This is a genomic window from Rhizobium sp. PvP014, from assembly GCF_017876855.1.
GTDB lineage: Bacteria > Pseudomonadota > Alphaproteobacteria > Rhizobiales > Rhizobiaceae > Neorhizobium > Neorhizobium soli.
Genome location: NZ_JAGIOT010000002.1, coordinates 430,885 through 449,157 on the forward strand (window position 1 = coordinate 430,885; position 18,273 = coordinate 449,157).

Below are 18,273 nucleotides of genomic sequence, written 5' to 3' on the forward strand. Positions count from 1 at the left end.
TGCATGCCTGCCGTCTTGGTGAAGCCAATGTGGGCCAGCCGTTTTCGTGCCTAGATGAGGGCGGAGTTTCCAGCCTGATCCAGAGCGTCGAGCGCGTGTCTTACATCAGCCGTGGCGTTAACGGAAGATCAATCATCTTCCTCCTGCTTCCCCAGTTTTTTGACCGAACCGGCGATGCGCGACACCAAATCCGGCAGGTCCTCGATCATCGTCCAGCGGGCGCTGGAACCCTTCGGCAGCTCGGCGGATGTGGCGGGCAGCATGGCACCGGAAAAGCCGAGCTTTTCCGCTTCCTTCAGGCGCTGCGCCGTCTGCGAGACGGGACGCACCGCGCCGGAAAGACTGATCTCTCCGAAGAACACATGGTCGGCCGGAAGAGCGATGCCGGCAAGCGAAGAAACGAGCGCGGAGGCAATCGCCATATCAGCGGCCGGCTCCGAAATGCGGTAGCCGCCGGCAACGTTCAAATAGACGTCGTGCTGTCCGAGACGCACGCCGCAATGGGCTTCGAGAACCGCAAGGATCATCGCGAGACGCGACGAGTCCCAGCCGACCACCGCGCGGCGCGGCGTGCCGAGCGAGGTTGCCGCCACCAGCGCCTGAACCTCGACCAGGACCGGCCGTGTGCCTTCCATACCGGCAAAGACCGCAGCCCCCGGAGATTTGGCATTGCGTTCGCCGAGAAACAGTTCCGATGGGTTGGTGACCTCGCGCAGACCCTTGTCGGACATTTCGAACACGCCGATCTCGTCGGTCGGGCCGAAGCGGTTTTTTACCGTGCGCAGGATGCGGTAATGATGGCCCCGGTCGCCCTCGAAATAAAGCACCGCATCGACCATGTGCTCGACCACGCGCGGACCGGCGATCTGGCCTTCCTTCGTGACATGGCCGACCAGCACCATGGCGGCACCCGTCTGCTTGGCAAAGCGGATCATCGCCTGCACGCCGGTGCGCACCTGGGTGACGGTGCCCGGCGCCGAATCGGCGGTATCGCTCCACAGCGTCTGGATCGAATCGATGATCACGAGATCCGGCCGCTTGCCTTCCGACACCGTGGCGAGAATGTCCTCGACATTGGTTTCGGCCGCCAGAAGCACTTCCGTATCGGCAGCACCCAGCCGCTGGGCCCGAAGGCGAACCTGGGCGACGGCTTCTTCGCCCGACACATAGATGATGCGATGACCACGACGCGAAAGGGCGGCCGCCGCCTGCATCAGAAGCGTCGACTTGCCGATGCCCGGATCGCCGCCGATCAGCACCGCTGACCCGCGCACGAACCCGCCGCCGGTGGCACGGTCGAGTTCGGAAATGCCGGTATGGATACGCGGTGCTTCCTCGGTTTCACCGGAAAGGGCCGTCAGCGTCACGGCGCGGCCCTTTTTCGGCACCTTGCCAGGCCCGGAGCCGATGCCGCCCATCGGATCTTCCTCGACGATCGTATTCCATTCGCCGCAGCCTTCGCACTTGCCAGCCCAGCGGCTGTGCACCGTGCCGCAGTTCTGGCACACGAATTGAGTTTTAGGTTTTGCCATAAGATCAGTTTTCGTCAGTCTTGAAGAGGTCGGGATGAAGGTTTTGATGGCCGTGCAGGACCCGGACGATGCGGACAGCCGTTTCCGTTCGGCGGAAGTAGATACAGCGCTTGCGGTATGGGAGTGCTTTGAGACCGGGTGAGAGATTATCGCGCGGCGAACCTGGAAAACCGGTGAAGGCAATCCACGCAGCCTTTCGAGTAAGATCTCGGACGAAGTGGCCGGCCGCGACCGGATCGTCGACGGCGATGTACAGGAATATGTCGAGGAGATCCTGATCGGCCAGCGGGGAGTAAATCAGCTCTTTCGGTTCAATATGCGCATCCCCCGTTCGATGATCGAATCCGCGTGTGTGTCGGCATCGTCGAAACGCACGAACTCGCCTCTCTCCAGCTGGGCATCCGCCTCGGCGATCATCGTCCTCAAGAGCTCGTCTTCGCTTCCAAGACGGCTTAGTCCCGCCGCGACGACATCCTCAGCGCTTTCATAAGCGCCCGTCTTCACCTGCTCTTCGATAAACGCCAGAGCCTCGTCATTGAGATGGATCTCGGTCATTTCGATCTCCTTTTGTTCTCATTTAGCACGAAGATATCGCCCGCGAAAGAGGGGGATCTCCGCATGCGCTTCCGCTCTCACTCGTCGGCGTAAAGATACCGCCGCTCGTATCGCAGGCCAAGGCTGGTGAGGAGTTCGTAGCCGATCGTGCCGGCCGCGCGCGCGACGTCGTCGAGCGGCATGTTGGGACCGAACAGCTCGATATAGTCGCCAGTGCGGATATCGCGTTCCGGCACATCGGTAATGTCGAAGATCGTCAGGTCCATGGTGACGCGGCCGACGACCGGCACGCGGTGGCCGGCGATGAAGCCCAAACCGCCTTCGTGAATGCTGTCGCGGATCGGAACGCCGGAGCCGGACAGCGACCGCTTGTAGCCATCCGCATAGCCCGCCGCGACGATCGCCAGCCGGCTGTTGCGGGTCAGGCGGTGTGTGCCGCCATAGCTGACGGTTTCGCCGGTCTTGGCGCTGCGGATCTGGATGATGCGCGCCTCGGCCTTGGCGACCGGCCGCATCGGATTGCTGACGCCACCGACAGCCTCGCCGCCATAGACGGCAATTCCTGGGCGCGTGAGGTCGAAATGGTATTCGGAGCCGAGCATGATACCGGAAGACGCCGCAAGACTTGCAGGAATGCCTTCATAAGCCGCCGCAACCTTCTGGAATGATTCAAGCTGCTGGCGGTTGAAGGACGAGGAGGGCGTATCGGCGCTGTGCAGATGCGACAGCACGAGGACGGGCGAGAAACTCGCAGGCCGCGACACGTCGTCGGCAAAAGCGAGCGCGTCCTCGAGCGGAATGCCGAGCCGGTTGAAGCCGGTATCGATATGCAGCGCGCAAGGATGATCGCCGTGTTCTGCGGTCACCGCCATCCAGAAGCTAAGCTGCTCTTCGGAGACGAGGACCGGAACCAGCCCGTGTTCGTAGAACGTCGCTTCCTGACCGGGCCAGACGCCTGACAGGACATAGATGCGGGCATCGGGCGCATAGGTTCGAAGCGTCACACCTTCCTGAACCACGGCCACGAAAAAATCGCGCGCGCCGGCCTCGTAAAGCGCCGTACCGCAATCCTCGAGACCCAGCCCATAGGCATCCGCCTTGACCACGGCCGCAGTCGAGGCATTGCCGGAGAGATCAGCCATCTCCCGCCAGTTGTCGGCAAGCGCTACGAGATCGATGGTCAGCCGGGCAGGGGCGATATCGAATTCGTCTAAAGGCAGGGCGTCGTCGTCGAAATCTGTCATGAGCGCTCAGCAGAATGGATCGGATCGACGCCAATCCTTACCCGTTTCCACGGCCGGAAAAAGACGTACGGGCGAGATTTTGCGCGCTGCACGCTTTTTTCAAACATTACAAGCAATCCGATAAAAACAGACACATCTACAACGTATTAATTCAGTGTTCAGATTGTATTGTGTATCAGATTTACTGTTCAATTAATTGAATTTCCCCGCGTCATTGGGCAGGGAGAGGGCAGAAATATATTTCGGGAGACTAATGTGAAAAATGTACTTTCAATCATATTGACAGCAAGCTTTCTTGCTTCCGGCGCGTCTGCAGCCTTGGCGCAGACGAAGGGCGACTGGGTTCTCGGCAACTATAAGGGCGCTGGTTACTGGTTTCCGGGTGTCATCGAAAAGATCGGCGGCGGCAGCGTCACCATCCGCTACGATGACGGTGACCGGGAAACGGTGGCTTCGAGCGCGGTGCGTCCGTACGACTGGATGATCGGCATGAAGGTCGAATGCAACTACAAGGGCGCCGGCGACTGGTACCCGGGCAAGATCACCGCGCTGGCAGGCGAGAAAATCGGAATCGCCTATGATGACGGCGACAAGGAAAACACCCGGACCGGACGCTGCCGGACCCAGTAGTCGATCAGCGACCCTCGACTGGTCGATGCCGGCCGCTTTGCGGCGGCGGGCATTGACCATCTTATCACAGAGACTTGTGCCGCAATGAGCTCATCAATGCTCTTCGTATTGCGTGAAGCTTGGTTCGGCCAGATCTGCAAACCGTGTGAATTCCGCCTGGAAGGCGAGCTTGACGGTGCCGGTTGGTCCGTGGCGCTGCTTGGCGATAATGACGTCGGCCGTCCCCTTCACCTTGTCCATCAGCTGTTCCCATTCCGGGTATTTCGGATCGGCCATATCGCGCGGCTCTGAGTTCTTCACGTAATACTCTTCGCGGAACACGAAGAGAACCACGTCGGCGTCCTGCTCGATCGAGCCTGATTCGCGAAGGTCGGAAAGCTGCGGGCGCTTGTCTTCGCGGCTTTCCACCTGGCGCGAAAGCTGGGAGAGCGCGATGATCGGCACGTTGAGTTCCTTGCCGAGCGCCTTGAGGCCCGTGGTGATCTGGGTGATTTCCTGCACGCGGTTCTCGCCGGATTTGCCCGACCCCGTCATCAGCTGGATATAGTCGACCACGAGGCAGTCGAGGCCGCGCTGGCGCTTGAGACGGCGGGCGCGGGCAGACAGCTGCGCAATCGAGATACCACCGGTCTGGTCGATGAACAGCGGCACTTTCTGCATCATCTGTGAGCAGGCGACGAGCTTTTCGAAATCGGCCTCGGTAATGTCGCCGCGGCGGATTTTTGACGAGGACACTTCGGTCTGTTCGGAGATGATACGGGTGGCCAGCTGTTCGGACGACATTTCGAGCGAATAGAAACCGACGACGCCACCATTCTTGGCTTTCATCGATCCGTCCGGCTGCACCTCCGGCTCGTAAGATGCTGCGATATTGTAGGCGATGTTGGTGGCAAGCGAGGTCTTGCCCATGCCCGGACGACCGGCAAGCACGATTAAGTCAGACCGCTGCAACCCGCCCATCTTGCCGTCGAGCGACATGATGCCGGTGGAAATACCGGACAGATGGCCGTCGCGCTCGAAGGCCTGGCCGGCCATGTCGATCGCCAGCGCCACCGCGTCGTTGAACGACTGGAAGCCACCGTCGTAGCGGCCGTTTTCGGCAAGCTCGAACAGGCGACGCTCGGTATCTTCGATCTGGCTCTGCGGCGGCATGTCAAGTGGCGCGTCATAGGCGATGTTGACGACGTCCTCGCCGATGGTGATCAGCGCCCGGCGCAGTGCCAGATCGTAGATCGCCCGGCCGTAGTCCTCGGCATTGATGATCGACACGGCTTCGGCAGCGAGACGGGCGAGATACTGCGCCACCGTCATGTCGCCGACCTTCTCGTCCGCGGGCACGAAATTCTTGATGGTGACCGGGTTGGCGGTCTTGCCCATGCGGATGATGTCGCCCGCCACTTCGAAGATCTTGCGGTGCAGCGGCTCGTAGAGATGGGTGGGCTTCAGAAAGTCCGAAACGCGGTAATAGGCGTCGTTGTTGACGAGGATCGCACCCAGCAGCGCCTGCTCGGCTTCGATGTTGTTGGGAGCCTCACGGTAGTGCGGCGCTGCATCCTTGTTGCTCAGCGATGCGATGTTGCGCGCGACTTCGTTCATGATCTCTGTCCGTCCTGTCCGTCGAAGTTGCCGGTTCTACTGGTAAATGCGCCGTGCTGAAACCGGCCTTTTGCCCCAGCGGCTTTTCCACAGCTATCCACAGCGCCATTTTGCCGGTGCCAGAAAGAACGCAGTGAAACGATGAATCCGGTTGACTGTGTTTCGCTGCGACTCAGTCACTGGTCGCATCAGTATAGCCCCAAGAAGACAAAAAAACGCCCGGGCTGATGACCCGGGCGTTTCTCGAACTGGTTAGACGATGACGGCTTATTCGTCGTCTTCAGCGTTGCCGTCTGCGTCCGGATCGAAGAAGTCTTCCGGACGAAGCGCGTCTTCGTCGACGCCGTAGATGGCGTCAGCCGAGGTGAGGCTTTCGCCCTTGGCCTGGCGCTCGGCTTCTTCAGCGGAACGGGCAACGTTGACGGCGATTTCGGTTTCGACTTCCGAATGCAGGTGCAGAACGACCTTGTGCAGGCCGATTGCCTTGATCGGGGTGTTGAGATCGACTTGGTTGCGGCCGACGTTGAAGCCTTCGGCAGCCAGTGCCTCGAGGATGTCGCGGGCAGCGACCGAACCGTAGAGCTGGCCGGTTTCGCCAGCGGAGCGAACGATCACGAAGGTCTTGCCGTCAAGCGCGTCGGCAACGGTCTGGGCTTCGCCCTTGCGCTCCAGGTTACGGGCTTCAAGCGTTGCACGCTCGGATTCGAAGCGCTTCTTGTTGGCTTCGTTGGCGCGCAGCGCCTTGCCCTGCGGCAAAAGGAAGTTACGGGCAAAGCCGTCCTTGACCTTTACCGTTTCGCCCATCTGGCCAAGCTTGGCCACGCGTTCAAGCAGAATGACTTGCATGTTGTGGTTCCTTTCAAGTTTCAATTCTTAGGTGGTTCGTCTCTGCCGTCTGCAGATTTTGCAGGCGTCAGGGCAATGGTGCGGCGTGTGTCGGAAAGACCCAGCACGACAATGGCGATCGCCGGCAGGATAAGCATCGACGACAGGTAGCAGAGGACGAGAACCGGCAGGCGCCAGTCCTTGTCGCGGGTGCGAAAGTGAAGTGAGGCATAGCCCGCCATGAGAAAGCCGGCGCCGAATGTGCCGCAGACGACCGCGCCGATCATCGCCGGAGCGCCGCCGAAGAAAGTCATCACGGTGCCGGCGAGAAAGATGAAGATGGCATTGCGGTTCATGCGCAGCGCCGACGGCATGTCCTCGCGCGGGCGAACCGCACGGCCGGATCGCGACACGACGCGTACTGCGATATAGAAGGCCGCAAACAGCAGCGTCACCCAGATGCCGCCCTGGAACATCGGCAGCATCAGCACCAGCAGCGACTTGGTCTGGGAAAGGCTCGCGACATCGGGGGCGAGGGTGGGCTCCTGCGCCTGCAGCGCTGTCGTCATCGCATCGACCATCTGGTCGATCAGTTCCGGGCCATAGCCGATCGCAAAGCCGAGCGCGATGACGGCAATCGTGACAAGGCCGCAGAGGTGCAGCAGAATGTCGGAGATCGGGTACCAGGCCATCAGATTGTCCGGGCCGCCGAGTTCGGAGGCGGGACGGGCGAGATTGGCAAGATGCGACAACCAGCCGGCGGGGATCAGCGTGAACACTGCCATGGCCAGCGCAAACATCGGCGACACGAGAAGTGCGCCGAGCACTCCGGCGGTAACAACACCGACGATGGCGGCACGATTGCCCCAGCCGAGGCCGGCAATCAGGATGGGAAGAGCGGAAGCTGCATAGAGAATGGAGGCAAACGACGACTGTGCGCTCGCACCCATGACAAGCACGGTGGCGATAACACCGGCAAGGATACCGGTCGGCAGCACTGTCTGGAACTTGTTCGTCACTTTGTCTCGCTGTCCTGCCACATCAAGCAGTTAGGGGATAGGCCGGGACGGATGTCGCAATGGCCTTGATCCCCAACATGGGGTTTTGGTTTTGCCGATCCGCGCCCAACGCGGAAGGGGAGATGGACCTGCCGGCTTTGACAGCCGGCAGGTCCGATATCAGATTACGAAAGAACGTAAGGCAGCAGGCCGAGGAAGCGGGCGCGCTTGATGGCCTGGGCCAGTTCGCGCTGCTTCTTCTGGGAAACGGCCGTGATACGCGAAGGTACGATCTTGCCGCGCTCGGAAATGTAGCGCTGCAGAAGACGAACGTCCTTGTAGTCGATCCGCGGTGCATTCGCGCCCGAGAACGGGCAGGTCTTGCGACGGCGGTGGAACGGACGGCGTGCCGCGGAGGAGGATGAGTCAGCCATTGGTGTTTTCTCCTTCGAACCGATTAAGCGTCACGTGGCGGGCGCGGTGCGCGCTCGAAACCACCTTCACGCGGGGGACGATCGCCGAAATCGCGGCGCGGGCCACGATCGCCGAAGTCGCGGCGAGGACCACGGTCGTCGCCATCACGGCGCGGACGGTCGTCACGATCGCGCTTCTGCATCATTGCAGACGCACCTTCTTCGTGCTTCTCGACGGCAAGCGTCATGTAGCGAAGAACGTCTTCGTTGATGCGCATCTGGCGTTCCATCTCGTGCACGGCAGCTGCCGGTGCGTCGATGTCCATAAGGGCGTAATGCGCCTTGCGGTTCTTCTTGATGCGGTATGTGAGGGACTTGAGGCCCCAGTTTTCTACGCGCCCGACCTTGCCGCCATTTGCTTCGAGGACACCCTTGTACTGTTCTACGAGGGCATCAACCTGCTGTGCGGACATATCCTGTCGAGCAAGGAATACGTGTTCATAAAGAGCCATGTAAGCTTTGCCTTTCTTGCGGTTGTTTTGTCACCCGGGTTCGGCGGCTAAGCCTCAACGACTGCTCTTGGAATGGGGCAAGCCCAGGCAAGAAAAGCTGTTGTATCGAGACGGTCGAGAGCGGAGACACGGGAGGCCGGAACGCTTTTCGTTCCTACGGCCGCTCACGCGACCTACCCTCCGTTCAGCCACCAGCCAGAAGACCGGGTGTTTCGAACAAGGCGGCTTATACGGATTTTTGACGATAAGGCAAGGGGGAGGGGTTCGACGCTCGCAAAAATAGTTAAATGGACTTCATGTCACCTTGGGTTGTAATTTGGGTTCGGGTCAATTCGACCCTTTGCCAAGAGGAGCAGGAGGCATGGCTAAGCTCGATACTATTTTGAATACTACCATCACCTGGAAAAATTGGACGTCGGATGCGGATCTTCTTTCGCTTTTGTCGGACCTGCAGGCCAATATCCTGAAGGGGCACGGCAGAGACCATACCAAGAATGTCTTTCTCAGTTTCGCTGGCATGAAGTCTGATGCGGTCGCCGGCCTGCTGCGGGATCTTTCGTTCGTGACGACATCCGCGCTGACGCAACTGCGCGAGGCAGAAGCATTCAAGGCAACAAGCCTGAGCGGTGGAACCGTTCTCAGCGTCTTTCTCAGCGCGAACGGCTACCGAGCGCTTGGTTTGCCCGACGCCAAGATTCCCGCCGATAAGGCCTTCCGTGCCGGGATGCGGATCCGCGGCCGGCTGCCGGCGGTACCGCTTCCGTTTAACGGTCCGCCGATCAATGATCCGGAAAAGGAGCACTGGGAAAAGGGTGAGGCTTGGGACAGCGCCAAGGACGACCCCGACGCCATGGTTCTGATTGCAGACGAACAGGCCTCACTTGTGGGCAATTCCTACAGCGCGTTGCAGAAGGTTTTCGCAAAGCACGGCGCAACGGTTCTGGGTTCGGACATCGGCCTGGCACAGAGGCGCAAGCAGGCGGGCGGCGATGTTCGAGGCGAAGGCATCGAGCATTTCGGTTATGTCGATGGTATCAGCCAGCCACTGTTTCTGACTGAAGATTTCCTCGACAACAGTGGAGTGCCCAAACCTCGTGGCAAATGGAACGAGGAGTTCAAGGCGTCGCAGTTCGTCGTCTCGGATCCGGGCAATCCCACGACATTTTCATGCGGCAGCTATTTCGTCTACCGCAAGCTCGAGCAGAACGTGAAGCTGTCCAAGCAGAGGGAACGTCTGCTTGCGCAGTCGGTGGATCCACAGAACCCCGATCAGGACCGCGCGGGTGCGATGGTTGTCGGTCGCTTCGAGGACGGAACACCGGCACTGCAGAGCGGTCCAGTGGCGGGCGCGCCAACCAATGACTTCGACTACACACTCGACCCGGTCGGGCTGAAATGTCCCGTTCGAGCGCATGTCAGGAAGACCAATCCGCGCACGCCGGGCGACGAATTCGAGCGCTCGCATATCATGGCGCGCCGAGGCATAACCTATGGCGATCGGGCACCCGATTTTTCAGATGAGCCAGACAAGGGAGTCGGTCTTATTTTCATGGCTTACATGGCCGACGTCAATCAGCAGTTCGAGTTCACCCAGAGTGCCTGGGCGAACAATACGTCGTTTCCATTCCAGCCGGCGGTTCCGGCGAAGAAAGGTGTCGATTTCATCATCAGCCACGTCGCAAACAGTGGCGATCCGTCCGAAAAGGAATGGATCGATGGCCATAGCCAGCCACAAAAGGTCGGCGTGATGGATTTCGTGCAGACGGTGACCTTGATGGGCGGCGAGTACTTCTTCGCTCCATCGATCAGCTTCCTTCAGTCGGCACCATCCTTGATCGCAAACCCGCCGGCTGAGTTGTCGTAAAATAGCCGAGCGATTGAGCGGCGACAGAGATATATCCGGCGGCCGGGACTTATCGTTCCGGCCACCTTTATGCTGACCTACCGCGCCGCCCGGCTTTTCCGGTATCTGACCACGGCAATCACGGCGAGGAGGGCGGCGAGCGGAAATCCAGCTTCCGTCACGAAGGTCCGGTCCGCCCTGACCTGGTCGCGCATGGCGATCCAGGCGATCGAGCTGACGATGCAGTTCTCGTTCGTGTCGGATATCTCGGTAATCGGCAGCTGACCGCATTGCGCGGCGGCCACCAGATAGGCCTCGTGGAACGGGCTTCCGGGCCTTGGAATGTCGATCATGGCTTGTCCTCCGCCGGAAGAAATAGCGCAAGTTTGCGGATGACGACAGCGTGTTTCAGCCGGTCATCCGCAATCTGTCGCGACCTCAGATCGGCATCGGATAGTCGCGATAGACCGCGGCAATCTCTCTCAGAACCTCATCCGACAGCGTCACGTCGGCAGCGGCGATGTTGGTTGTCAACTGGTCCATCGTCGTAGCCCCGATGATGACGGAGGCCATGAACGGACGCGTCAGGCAGAAGGCGAGCGCCATCTGCGACGGGTCGAGGTCGTGCTTCTTGGCGATGTCGAGATAGGCCTTGACCGCCGGCTCCTGCCGCGGCTGAAGACGACCGCCGAGATCCTCGTTGATCGAGCCGCGCGAGCCTTCAGGTCGTGCGCCGCCCTGATATTTGCCGGAAAGCAGCCCGGCTGCGAGCGGCGAATAGGCGAGCAGGCCGACATCCTCGTGATGGGACATTTCTGCAAGATCCAGATCGAACTGGCGGTAGAGAAGATTGTATTCGTTCTGCAGCGTCGCGACGCGGGGCAGGCCCTTCTCCTCCGCCACATCGAGATAGCGCATCGTGCCCCAGGTGCTTTCGTTGGAAAGCCCGATCGCGCGGATCTTGCCCTCCTTCACCAGTTCGCCGAGCGTTTCGAGTTTTTCCAGAAAACTCGTGCGTGCCTGTTCGCGATCCTGTTTCGACGCATCGAACTTCCAGGAATTGCGGAAGTGGAACGTGCCGCGGTTCGGCCAGTGGATCTGGTAGAGGTCGAGGTAATCCGTCTTCAGGCGCAAGAGGCTGGCATCGAGTGCTTCCCGAATCGTCTCGCGGGTAATCGGGCGGCCGTCGCGAATGTAGGAGCGACCGCTGCCGGCGATCTTGGAGGCGAGGATCAGGTCCTGTCTCTTGCCGCTCTTTTGCAGCCAGGTGCCGATGATCGTTTCCGTGTCACCGTAGGTTTCGGCACCCGGAGGCGTCGTCGGGTAGAGTTCGGCCGTATCAAAGAAGTTGATGCCGTTGTCGAAGGCATAGTCCATCTGTTCATGGGCTTCGGCCAGGGAATTCTGCGTTCCCCAGGTCATCGTGCCCAGGCAGATCTCCGAAACGGAGAGGTCGGTGCGGCCCAGTTTATTGTATTTCATAAAGATAGATCCCGTCTGAAAAAGTGGCCGGACTTTAGATCGGATTTGACGCAGTGCAAGAGCAGATCGGTGCCGGTTTCGTGCGTCGGTAGCGTAAAATTTATCAAGAGTTTGCTGGACGGGAGAGAATTTTTTCCAACTTGTTCCCGATACGGCAATTTTGCGGCCGGATTTGCGTCTGGCGCAGAACAAATTTTTGGAGGGCATTTTGAATGGTCGATAACGCGACGCAGCATAAGACGACACAATACGACGACAAGGGGTTTCCTGACGCCGGCGAACCGCCGAAGACGGGTCGATGGAAACTGATCGGTCCCGGTATCGTGGTTGCCGTTACCGGCGTCGGCGCAGGCGATCTGATCGCCACGCTGATTGCCGGCTCGCGTTTCGGCTATGCGCTACTCTGGGCAGCGGTCATTGGCTGTATCGTCAAGATTGCGCTTGCCGAGGGATCGGCCCGCTATCACCTCGCTACCGGTTCGACCATGCTCGACGGCTGGCGGTCGCTCGGCAAATGGACGAGCTGGTACTTTGGCATCTACATCATGATCTGGGGCTTCGTGTACGGCGCTACCGCCATGAGCGCGACGGCACTGCCGCTGGCGGCTCTCTTCCCGTTCCTGCCGCTCTGGGCCTGGGCCATGATATCCGGCCTGGTCTGCGCGGCCTTCGTTGCCTTCAACAACTACGAAGTCTTCGAAACCGTGATGAAGGTCTTCATCGCCATCATGTTCACCATCGTCGTCGGTATCGCGATTCTTGTTGTGCCTGATGTCGGCAATGCGCTGACCGGTCTGATCCCGACCATTCCCGAGGGCTCGGCCATCTACACGCTCGGCCTGATCGGTGGCGTCGGCGGTACCATCACCATGGCCTCCTACGGCTACTGGGTGAATGCCAAGGGATGGCGCACACCGTCCTGGATGGGCGTCATGCGTCTCGACAACCGTGTTGCCTACATCATGACCGGCATTTTCGTGATCGCCATGCTGATCGTCGGTGCCGAGCTTCTCTACACCGCGCAGATCGCGCTCTCGACCGGTGACCGCGGGCTGCTCGATCTCGATGCGGTGCTCCAGGAACGGTTCGGTCCGTTTGTCGCAAAGGCCTTCCTGGTCGGTTTCTTTGCCACCACGATCTCCTCCATCCTCGGCGTCTGGCATGGCGTGTCGCTGCTGTTTGCGGATTTCGTCCGCACCGTGCGTGGCGAAACCAGTGGCTCGCGGCAGGGGCTGGAAAAGACGCCGGCCTTCAAGTTCTACCTGTTCTGGCTGACGATTCCGCCGATGACGCTGTTGTGGTTCGGTCGCCCGTTCACGCTCGTCATCATCTATGGCGCGCTCGGAGCCTTCTTCATGCCGTTCCTGGCGGTCACGTTGATCTGGCTGCTGAACTCAGCCCGCGTCCCGAAGGAATGGCGCAATGGCTGGCTGTCGAATGGCCTGCTCGGCGCCGCAGCGCTGCTGTTCGTTGTTCTTTGCGTCAACGAAGTGATCAGCCTGATTTCGGGCTGATAACAGGGGGTAAGCACCGGCCAAAATCGGGGTAAATGCCCGAAACCCTTGACTTGCAAGGCGGGAATGTGAATGGAAAGGGCAAAAATAGGGAAAGGAAACGACCTTATGAGTAGTCCGGCGAGCAGTATCGCATTCACATTCCCGGGTCAGGGAAGCCAGGCCGTCGGCATGGGCAAGGAACTGGCCGACGCCTTTCCCGAAGCCCGTGCCGTGTTCGATGAAGTCGACGAGGCGCTCGGCCAGAAACTGTCCGAAACAATGTGGAACGGGCCGGAAGAAACGTTGACGCTGACCGCCAACGCGCAGCCGGCCCTCATGGCCGTTTCCATCGCGACGATGCGCGTTCTCGAAGCCCGTGGCCTCGTTCTCGCCGAAAAGGTCGGTTTCGTCGCCGGCCATTCGCTCGGCGAATATTCGGCTCTTTGTGCGGCCGGCACGTTCTCTCTCGCAGACACAGCACGGCTGTTGCGCATTCGCGGTGACGCGATGCAGTCCGCCGTTCCGGTCGGTCAGGGCGCGATGGCTGCGATCATCGGCCTCGACCACGCCGATGTCGAAGCGATCTGCTTGGAGGCGAAGTCGGAAGGCGTGTGTCAGATCGCCAACGACAATGGCGGCGGCCAGCTGGTGATTTCCGGCTCGAAGGCTGCTGTCGAGAAAGCAGCGGCTCTGGCGACCGAAAAAGGCGCCAAGCGCGCGATCATGCTGCCGGTCTCTGCACCCTTCCACAGCGACCTGATGGCGCCGGCGGCCGACGCCATGCGCCATGCGCTGGACACCGTCCAGAAAAACGATCCGGTCGTGCCTGTCATCGCCAATGTGCGCGCAACGCCGGTCACCGACGCGAACGAAATCGCGACGTTGCTGGTGGCGCAGGTGACCGGACAGGTGCGCTGGCGCGAAACCGTCGAGTGGTTCGGCGCCAATGGCGTGACGACGCTCTACGAAATTGGTTCCGGCAAGGTGCTCACGGGTCTTGCCCGCCGCATCGACAAGAATATCTCTGGCATAGCCCTCAACACCCCGGCCGATATTGACGCGGCGCTGGCTGCCATCCTCGGCTGAAGAGAAGGAATTCAACATGTTTGACCTGACCGGCCGCAAGGCCCTCGTCACCGGCGCCACCGGCGGCCTCGGCGAAGAAATCGCCCGCATGCTGCATGCGCAGGGCGCAACCGTCGGCCTGCACGGCACTCGCGTCGAGAAGCTGGAAGCACTCGCTGCCGAACTCGGCGATCGCGTCCACATCTTTCCGGCCAATCTTTCCGACCGCGCCGCGGTCAAGGCGCTCGGTGAAAAGGCGGAAGCGGAACTCGGCGGCGTTGACATTCTCGTCAACAATGCGGGCATCACCAAGGACGGACTGTTCGTGCGCATGAGCGACGAGGACTGGGACGCAGTCCTTGAAGTCAACCTGACCTCCGTGTTCCGCCTGACCCGCGAGCTGACCCATCCGATGATGCGCCGTCGCTTCGGCCGCATTATCAACATCACCTCGATCGTCGGCGTCACCGGCAATCCGGGCCAGGCCAACTATTGCGCCTCCAAGGCCGGCATGATCGGCTTCTCGAAGTCGCTGGCGCAGGAAATCGCCACGCGCAACGTGACGGTCAACTGCGTCGCGCCAGGCTTCATCGAGAGCGCCATGACCGGCAAGCTGAACGACAAGCAGAAAGACGCCATCATGGGTGCCATTCCGATGAAGCGGATGGGCGCCGGATCCGACATTGCCGCCGCTGTTCTTTACCTCGCTTCGAATGAAGCGGGATATGTGACTGGACAGACCTTGCATATCAATGGCGGTATGGCGATGATCTGATCCGGGGCACGGGCGCAGCAAATCCGAGTAAAATCGGCTGTTGGCGGCTGTGCGGCGGAACAGATTCTGGCTTTGCGTAGCACGGAAACCGTGTTAAGCGGGCCTTGACTACACGAAGTCACCCCGAAATTCAGGGCGTCATAATGCGTGAGCATGTGACTGGAACCTGAAGAGGGGCGAAGGGGTTTGCCCGCATCGGCACCATGAAGTGCCGGCGGCAGGTATTAACAGGATACGGATGCCATTCAGGCATTCGAGAAGACAAAAGGTCGAGGAAACCGACATGAGCGATATCGCAGAACGCGTTAAGAAAATTGTTGTTGATCATCTCGGCGTCGACGCCGAAAAGGTTGTCGAAGGCGCTAGCTTCATCGACGACCTCGGCGCGGACTCGCTCGATACGGTCGAACTGGTCATGGCGTTCGAAGAAGAATTCGGCGTGGAAATTCCGGACGATGCAGCTGACTCGATCCTGACGGTCGGCGACGCTGTAAAGTTCATCGAAAAGGCTCAGGCCTGATCGAACCATATTCGGGACGCGCGCCTCGTTGCGAGGCCGCGATCTCTCATGACGGCCCGCTTGTTCGGGCCGTTTCAGCAACTAACTGACAATACTACTACAGGGTGGGGCACTGGCGATGAGGCGTGTCGTTATCACCGGTACCGGCATGGTATCTCCTCTGGGATGCGGAACGGAAGTCAGCTGGCAACGTCTGCTGGCCGGCGACAACGCCGCCCGGGTCGTGACCGAATTTGAAGTCGAAGATCTTCCGGCCAAAATCGCCTGCCGCATTCCGGTCGGCGACGGTTCCAACGGCACATTCAATGCCGACAACTGGATGGAGCCGAAAGAACAGCGCAAGATCGATCCATTTATTCTTTATGGTGTTGCCGCCGCCGACATGGCGCTGGCCGACGCCGGCTGGCACCCGCAGACCGACCAGGACCAGATCGAGACCGGCGTCCTGATCGGCTCCGGCATCGGTGGTCTCGAGGGTATCGTCGAGGCTGGCTACACTTTGCGAGACAAAGGCCCGCGCCGCATCTCGCCGTTCTTTATTCCCGGCCGCCTGATAAACCTTGTCTCCGGACAGGTCTCAATCAAGCACAAGCTGCGCGGCCCGAACCATTCGGTCGTCACTGCCTGTTCCACCGGCGCACACGCGATTGGCGATGCCGCCCGGCTGATCATGCTGGGCGACGCGGAGGTCATGGTGGCCGGTGGTGCCGAATCGCCCATCTGCCGGATCGCGCTGGCGGGCTTTGCTGCCTGCAAGGCGCTGTCGACCCTTCGCAACGACGACCCGCAAAGCGCCTCGCGCCCCTACGACCGCGACCGTGACGGTTTCGTGATGGGCGAGGGCGCCGGTATCGTCGTGCTGGAAGAGCTCGAACACGCCAAGGCGCGCGGTGCCAAGATTTACGCCGAAGTCGTCGGTTACGGCATGTCCGGCGATGCCTTCCACATCACGGCTCCTTCCGAAGACGGCGATGGTGCTTTCCGTTGCATGACGTCGGCCCTGAAGCGCGCTGGTCTTGGCGCATCCGACATCGACTACATCAACGCGCATGGCACATCGACCATGGCCGACACGATCGAACTCGGTGCTGTCGAACGCCTGGTTGGCGATGCGGCCTCCAAGGTCTCCATGTCGTCGACGAAATCCGCGATCGGTCACCTTCTCGGTGCAGCCGGCGCTGTCGAAGCCATCTTCTCCGCACTGGCGATCCGTGACAATATCGCGCCGCCGACGCTCAACCTCGACAACCCTGATGTCGACACTGTGATCGATCTTGTTCCGCATACCGCGCGCAAGCGCGAAATCAACGTGGCGCTGTCGAACTCCTTCGGTTTCGGCGGTACCAACGCGTCTCTGGTGCTCAAGCGCTACGAAGCCTGACGCGCATTCGGCCTTCGCTTCTCGGCTGGACTTCGACAGTCCGGCCGATATCATTTTCCGAACCTGCTTTTTGCCGTATTGCTTGGCCAAACAGCCGGTTGAAAGTCCAGAGTCGAGGGGAAACGGTTGAGCGACATGAATTCATCGAATGATCAGCCGGGTTATGGCAGTGGAAACGGCCATGGCGGCAATGGCACCGGTGGAAACCGAGGTCCGATCATTCCGAAATCGCCGAACGAGGCCCTGAAGCCCGAACGGGTGCCGGAACCGCCGCGTCGCTCCAAGAAGGCGCGCAGCCAGCTGGTGATCTTCCTGAACTTCGTCATGACCATGGTCGTGCTCGTCTGCATCGTGGTGATCGGCGGCCTGTATTACATGATCCGGACGTTTCAGGATCCGGGCCCGCTGGAGACGAACTCCCACTTCATGGTCCGTCCCGGCAACGGCCTGGCCGAAATCGCCAACAATCTCGAACGCAACGGCGTCGTGTCCGACGCGCGCGTGTTCCGCTATGTGACCGCGACCTATCTGCGCGGCGGCGAAACGCTGAAAGCCGGCGAATACGACATCAAGGCGAAGGCCTCGATGAAGGACGTGATGGAGACGCTGATCTCCGGCAAGTCCATCCTCTATTCCGTCGTCTTCCCCGAAGGCCTGACCGTGCGCCAGATGATGCTGCGTCTCAACGAGGATGCGGTGCTGGAAGGCGACTTGCCGGCGGAGCTTCCCGCCGAAGGCAGCCTGCGGCCCGATACCTACAAGTTCTCGCGCGGAACCAAGAGGACGGAAATTATCTCGCAGATGCATGCCGCCCAGCAAAAGACGATCGACCAGATCTGGGAAAAGCGTGACCCAGACCTGCCGATCAAGACCAAGGCAGAGTTCGTGGTGCTTGCCTCGATCGTCGAGAAGGAAACCGGCAAGGACGACGAGCGCGCCCATGTCGCCTCGGTCTTCATCAACCGCCTGAACAAGGGCATGCGCCTGCAGTCCGACCCGACCATCGTCTACGGCATATTCGGCGGCGAGGGAAAACCGTCCGATCGGCCGATCTACAAGTCCGACCTCACCAAGCAGACGCCCTACAATACCTATCAGATCAAGGGCCTGCCGCCGACGCCGATCGCCAATCCCGGCCGTGCCGCACTCGAGGCGGTTGCCAATCCGTGGCGCACCAACGACCTCTATTTCGTGGCCGACGGTACCGGCGGGCACGTGTTTGCAGCCACACTGGAAGAGCACAATGCCAACGTACGTCGCTGGCGCCGGATCGAGGCCGAACGGTCAACCGGCAATGCGGCAGCCCGCGGTGAAGAAGTGGTCGATGGCCAGCCGGATGGCGACGACGCCGAAAAGCCACCGAAAAGCAACTGACGCCTTGCCTCTGGGGAAGGCAGTCCGGAGAA

19 protein-coding genes are annotated in these 18,273 nt (G+C 60.4%); 8 read left to right on the top strand and 11 right to left on the bottom strand.

Translation table 11 applies throughout. The features are described 5' to 3' along the window. Nucleotides 1-128 precede the first annotated feature (128 nt). From radA to alr, 4 genes are all read right to left on the bottom strand, one after another. The gene (radA, locus tag J3A65_RS06725) at nt 129-1,532 is read right to left on the bottom strand and encodes a DNA repair protein RadA (RefSeq protein WP_062453352.1); all 1,404 of its coding nucleotides are present in this window, start codon (nt 1,530-1,532) and stop codon (nt 129-131) included. Nucleotides 1,533-1,536: 4 nt separating this feature from the next. Then, on the bottom strand, nt 1,537-1,848 hold the full coding sequence (locus tag J3A65_RS06730; protein WP_348635226.1) for a type II toxin-antitoxin system RelE/ParE family toxin: 312 nt from the start codon (nt 1,846-1,848) through the stop codon (nt 1,537-1,539). Then, a complete protein-coding gene (locus tag J3A65_RS06735) occupies nt 1,830-2,087 on the bottom strand; it encodes a type II toxin-antitoxin system ParD family antitoxin (protein ID WP_062579841.1) in 258 nt (85 codons plus the stop codon). Before J3A65_RS06735 ends, J3A65_RS06730 begins: the two co-directional genes overlap by 19 nt. Before the next feature lie 77 nt (nt 2,088-2,164). After that, the gene (gene alr / locus J3A65_RS06740; protein WP_209900466.1) at nt 2,165-3,331 is read right to left on the bottom strand and encodes an alanine racemase; all 1,167 of its coding nucleotides are present in this window, start codon (nt 3,329-3,331) and stop codon (nt 2,165-2,167) included. Between the two features lie 255 nt (nt 3,332-3,586). On the opposite strand from alr, the gene J3A65_RS06745 reads away from it, so the two are divergent. Beyond that, nucleotides 3,587-3,961: a tudor domain-containing protein gene (locus J3A65_RS06745; protein WP_209900468.1), complete on the top strand. Its 375-nt coding sequence runs from the start codon at nt 3,587-3,589 to the stop codon at nt 3,959-3,961. Nucleotides 3,962-4,054: 93 nt separating this feature from the next. Here the strand turns inward: J3A65_RS06745 and J3A65_RS06750 are convergent, their stop codons facing one another. The 5 genes from J3A65_RS06750 to rpsF all read right to left on the bottom strand — a co-directional run bounded on the left by J3A65_RS06750 (nt 4,055) and on the right by rpsF (nt 8,305). Beyond that, on the bottom strand, nt 4,055-5,557 hold the full coding sequence (locus tag J3A65_RS06750; RefSeq protein WP_062579847.1) for a replicative DNA helicase: 1,503 nt from the start codon (nt 5,555-5,557) through the stop codon (nt 4,055-4,057). Between the two features lie 267 nt (nt 5,558-5,824). Next, entirely contained in the window at nt 5,825-6,403 is a 579-nt protein-coding gene (gene rplI / locus J3A65_RS06755) for a 50S ribosomal protein L9 (RefSeq protein WP_062579849.1), read from the bottom strand. 20 nt (nt 6,404-6,423) lie between these two features. Next, a complete protein-coding gene (locus J3A65_RS06760; RefSeq protein ID WP_113167335.1) occupies nt 6,424-7,401 on the bottom strand; it encodes a DUF2232 domain-containing protein in 978 nt (325 codons plus the stop codon). A gap of 164 nt (nt 7,402-7,565) precedes the next feature. Continuing rightward, entirely contained in the window at nt 7,566-7,814 is a 249-nt protein-coding gene (gene rpsR, locus J3A65_RS06765) for a 30S ribosomal protein S18 (protein ID WP_062453345.1), read from the bottom strand. Nucleotides 7,815-7,837: 23 nt separating this feature from the next. Continuing rightward, nucleotides 7,838-8,305 (bottom strand): 30S ribosomal protein S6, encoded by a 468-nt coding sequence (gene rpsF / locus J3A65_RS06770; RefSeq protein WP_062453344.1) that lies wholly within the window; start codon nt 8,303-8,305, stop codon nt 7,838-7,840. Between the two features lie 361 nt (nt 8,306-8,666). Between rpsF and J3A65_RS06775 the strand changes: the two genes are divergently transcribed. Further along, on the top strand, nt 8,667-10,169 hold the full coding sequence (locus J3A65_RS06775; RefSeq protein WP_209900470.1) for a Dyp-type peroxidase domain-containing protein: 1,503 nt from the start codon (nt 8,667-8,669) through the stop codon (nt 10,167-10,169). A 77-nt stretch (nt 10,170-10,246) separates the two neighbouring features. Here J3A65_RS06775 and J3A65_RS06780 read toward each other — a convergent pair whose 3' ends face one another. After that, nucleotides 10,247-10,501 (bottom strand): hypothetical protein, encoded by a 255-nt coding sequence (locus J3A65_RS06780; protein ID WP_209900472.1) that lies wholly within the window; start codon nt 10,499-10,501, stop codon nt 10,247-10,249. 85 nt (nt 10,502-10,586) lie between these two features. Next, entirely contained in the window at nt 10,587-11,630 is a 1,044-nt protein-coding gene (locus J3A65_RS06785; RefSeq protein ID WP_209900474.1) for an aldo/keto reductase, read from the bottom strand. A 212-nt stretch (nt 11,631-11,842) separates the two neighbouring features. On the opposite strand from J3A65_RS06785, the gene J3A65_RS06790 reads away from it, so the two are divergent. The 6 genes from J3A65_RS06790 to mltG all read left to right on the top strand — a co-directional run bounded on the left by J3A65_RS06790 (nt 11,843) and on the right by mltG (nt 18,241). After that, nucleotides 11,843-13,144: an Nramp family divalent metal transporter gene (locus J3A65_RS06790; RefSeq protein ID WP_184654863.1), complete on the top strand. Its 1,302-nt coding sequence runs from the start codon at nt 11,843-11,845 to the stop codon at nt 13,142-13,144. A gap of 108 nt (nt 13,145-13,252) precedes the next feature. After that, a complete protein-coding gene (gene fabD, locus J3A65_RS06795) occupies nt 13,253-14,212 on the top strand; it encodes an ACP S-malonyltransferase (protein WP_113111094.1) in 960 nt (319 codons plus the stop codon). 16 nt (nt 14,213-14,228) lie between these two features. Then, a complete protein-coding gene (gene fabG / locus J3A65_RS06800) occupies nt 14,229-14,966 on the top strand; it encodes a 3-oxoacyl-[acyl-carrier-protein] reductase (RefSeq protein ID WP_062453338.1) in 738 nt (245 codons plus the stop codon). Nucleotides 14,967-15,249: 283 nt separating this feature from the next. Next, on the top strand, nt 15,250-15,486 hold the full coding sequence (locus J3A65_RS06805) for an acyl carrier protein (RefSeq protein ID WP_006727438.1): 237 nt from the start codon (nt 15,250-15,252) through the stop codon (nt 15,484-15,486). A 118-nt stretch (nt 15,487-15,604) separates the two neighbouring features. Continuing rightward, nucleotides 15,605-16,867, top strand: a complete 1,263-nt coding sequence (gene fabF, locus J3A65_RS06810; RefSeq protein ID WP_062453337.1) for a beta-ketoacyl-ACP synthase II — start codon at nt 15,605-15,607, stop codon at nt 16,865-16,867. Nucleotides 16,868-17,002: 135 nt separating this feature from the next. Further along, nucleotides 17,003-18,241, top strand: coding sequence for an endolytic transglycosylase MltG (gene mltG / locus J3A65_RS06815; RefSeq protein ID WP_209900476.1), 1,239 nt, complete (start codon nt 17,003-17,005; stop codon nt 18,239-18,241). The last annotated feature ends 32 nt before the right edge of the window (nt 18,242-18,273 follow it).

What these genes read in the sequence shown, in the direction of transcription:
- fabD (WP_113111094.1), top strand. Translation starts at nt 13,253, where the DNA reads ATGAGTAGTCCGGCGAGCAGTATCGCATTCACATTCCCGGGTCAGGGA.
- J3A65_RS06735 (WP_062579841.1), bottom strand. Translation starts at nt 2,087, where the DNA reads ATGACCGAGATCCATCTCAATGACGAGGCTCTGGCGTTTATCGAAGAG.
- rplI (WP_062579849.1), bottom strand. Translation starts at nt 6,403, where the DNA reads ATGCAAGTCATTCTGCTTGAACGCGTGGCCAAGCTTGGCCAGATGGGC.
- J3A65_RS06775 (WP_209900470.1), top strand. Translation starts at nt 8,667, where the DNA reads ATGGCTAAGCTCGATACTATTTTGAATACTACCATCACCTGGAAAAAT.
- rpsF (WP_062453344.1), bottom strand. Translation starts at nt 8,305, where the DNA reads ATGGCTCTTTATGAACACGTATTCCTTGCTCGACAGGATATGTCCGCA.
- alr (WP_209900466.1), bottom strand. Translation starts at nt 3,331, where the DNA reads ATGACAGATTTCGACGACGACGCCCTGCCTTTAGACGAATTCGATATC.
- J3A65_RS06750 (WP_062579847.1), bottom strand. Translation starts at nt 5,557, where the DNA reads ATGAACGAAGTCGCGCGCAACATCGCATCGCTGAGCAACAAGGATGCA.
- fabF (WP_062453337.1), top strand. Translation starts at nt 15,605, where the DNA reads ATGAGGCGTGTCGTTATCACCGGTACCGGCATGGTATCTCCTCTGGGA.
- J3A65_RS06790 (WP_184654863.1), top strand. Translation starts at nt 11,843, where the DNA reads ATGGTCGATAACGCGACGCAGCATAAGACGACACAATACGACGACAAG.
- J3A65_RS06785 (WP_209900474.1), bottom strand. Translation starts at nt 11,630, where the DNA reads ATGAAATACAATAAACTGGGCCGCACCGACCTCTCCGTTTCGGAGATC.
- radA (WP_062453352.1), bottom strand. Translation starts at nt 1,532, where the DNA reads ATGGCAAAACCTAAAACTCAATTCGTGTGCCAGAACTGCGGCACGGTG.
- J3A65_RS06805 (WP_006727438.1), top strand. Translation starts at nt 15,250, where the DNA reads ATGAGCGATATCGCAGAACGCGTTAAGAAAATTGTTGTTGATCATCTC.
- rpsR (WP_062453345.1), bottom strand. Translation starts at nt 7,814, where the DNA reads ATGGCTGACTCATCCTCCTCCGCGGCACGCCGTCCGTTCCACCGCCGT.
- mltG (WP_209900476.1), top strand. Translation starts at nt 17,003, where the DNA reads ATGAATTCATCGAATGATCAGCCGGGTTATGGCAGTGGAAACGGCCAT.
- J3A65_RS06780 (WP_209900472.1), bottom strand. Translation starts at nt 10,501, where the DNA reads ATGATCGACATTCCAAGGCCCGGAAGCCCGTTCCACGAGGCCTATCTG.
- fabG (WP_062453338.1), top strand. Translation starts at nt 14,229, where the DNA reads ATGTTTGACCTGACCGGCCGCAAGGCCCTCGTCACCGGCGCCACCGGC.